The following is a 1,807-nucleotide window of genomic DNA, read 5'->3' on the forward strand; positions in this document are numbered from 1 at the left end:
TTTGAAATTTGTGTTTACGGCGCAATGGTTTAGTCTGGGTTTTATAGCGTTATCGCACCTTAATTGGGCGTTAGCAATATAGGAGTTTATATGAAAAAGTTGAGTGTTGTTCTGCTCTTATTGGTTTCAGTTTGTGTAAGAGCAAATGATGATATTCCAGAAATGAATGATAAAAATGGGTATGTTGAGCCCTTTCAAATGTTTGACGATGTGTATTATGTCGGTGATAAATGGGTTTCTTCTTACGCTGTCGAGACAAATACAGGGCTAGTTATTATTGATACGCTAGACTTCCCTTATTCCAAATGGATACCGATTAATCTTAAAAAGTTAGGGTTAGAGAAAAAGCCAGTTACGCATATTTTAGCTACTCACGGGCATTCTGATCATGTTGGTGGGGCACAATACCTTCAGGCGAAGTATGGCTCTATAGTTGTGATGACCTCAAAAGGTCATGAGCTAGCGAAAAAACAAGCAGAGAAGAGTGAGGGAGCCAATAAATTTTTGCCGCCTAATGTAGACTTTATTGTTAAAGATGGAATGACTCTCGAAATCGGAGGGAAGCCATTTAAATTTTATATTACACCAGGTCATACCGAGGGTGACTTTTCGCTGGATTTTATGGTGCAAGATAGCGGTGCACTATATCGTGCGTTTGTCGTCGGTGGGCATAGTTTGAGTGCCAAAAATCCAGAGTTAGCGAATCAATTTTTCAAAAGTATGGATAGAATCAGAGAGATTGCCCTAAAACCTCCTGTTGTAACTGTTAACCTAGCAAATCACCCACATAAAAATGATTTGTTCGCTAATCGTGATAAACGAAAAAACGGTGCAGAAATCAATCCATTTATAAGCAAGTCCAGCTTTTTTACATTTTTAGAGCAGCAGGAAAAATTAGCGAAAGAAAAATTAGTCAAGTAGCGAAATCGGTTAAACCTGAACATTAAATAAAATCACTGAAACGGGAAATATTGCTAACAAACAATTTAAGAGTGATTCAGCACGCTTGGCATTTTTGGTTTGGGTTAAGTTTAGTGATTACGGTGGTCTATTAAGTGTCGTGGTCGAGTGCTTCACACCTTAATTGGGCGTTATGCTACTTTATTGATATTGTGCCACCTGTTGTGTATTTTATATGTCACTGATATATGGAGATATACTATTAGGGGAATAAAATGAAAATGATATTTGTAGATGCTGAAAATGTAGGGTTGAAGTCTCTAGAGAAAATGGAAGCATCAGTAATTGATAAGGTGTTTGTGTTTTCTAAATTAGATTCAGTTAAGCTTGCTTGTGAGCATTCGTTGTATCTTCATTTATCGGGTTATCCTAATGGTTCAAATCAAGCTGATTTTTATATCATTGCTTACTTGTCACGGATTTTAAATTCTTTAAGTAAAAAAGAATTGAATTCAATTCGATTCGAATTGCTAACTAATGATGAAAGCTTAATTTCAGCGTTTGAGTTTCAATGCTCTCAGTTAGGAGCTGTGTATGAAAGTGTTAGGACTAAAGACGATACGGTTGTTCAGCTTCCTCCTGTGCTAGCACCAAAGCCCAAGCCCAAGCCCAAGCAACTGTCACCTGAAGATCGTATCTATGCAAACCTAAAGTCTCCTAAACCCCTTGATCCTGCATTTCAGAAGCAGCTTGGACTATCTAAATCTGTATTCTCTAAAGCAGTGAATGAGTTAGCAAAGTCAAAGAAAATCAGGCGATCTTCAGAAAGTAAGAAAAAATGGATGAGGTGCTAACAGTAGCATAACAAACAATTTAAGAGTGACTCCTAACGCTTAGCGATTTCACT

Annotated in this window: 2 protein-coding genes; both read left to right on the forward strand. The window is 37.4% G+C overall.

Annotated features, from left to right (window positions below):
* Positions 1 to 90: 90 nt before the first annotated feature.
* Positions 91 to 921, forward strand: coding sequence for an MBL fold metallo-hydrolase (locus FCV43_RS18400; RefSeq protein ID WP_017053035.1), 831 nt, complete (start codon positions 91 to 93; stop codon positions 919 to 921).
* 254 nt (positions 922 to 1,175) lie between these two features.
* A complete protein-coding gene (locus FCV43_RS18410; protein ID WP_136995984.1) occupies positions 1,176 to 1,754 on the forward strand; it encodes a hypothetical protein in 579 nt (192 codons plus the stop codon).
* Positions 1,755 to 1,807 lie beyond the last annotated feature (53 nt).

The sequence above is a fragment of the Vibrio genomosp. F6 genome (assembly GCF_005146325.1).
GTDB lineage: Bacteria > Pseudomonadota > Gammaproteobacteria > Enterobacterales > Vibrionaceae > Vibrio > Vibrio cortegadensis.

Coding starts and splice junctions, on each gene's coding strand:
- FCV43_RS18410 (WP_136995984.1), top strand. CDS start 1,176: ATGAAAATGATATTTGTAGATGCTGAAAATGTAGGGTTGAAGTCTCTA.
- FCV43_RS18400 (WP_017053035.1), top strand. CDS start 91: ATGAAAAAGTTGAGTGTTGTTCTGCTCTTATTGGTTTCAGTTTGTGTA.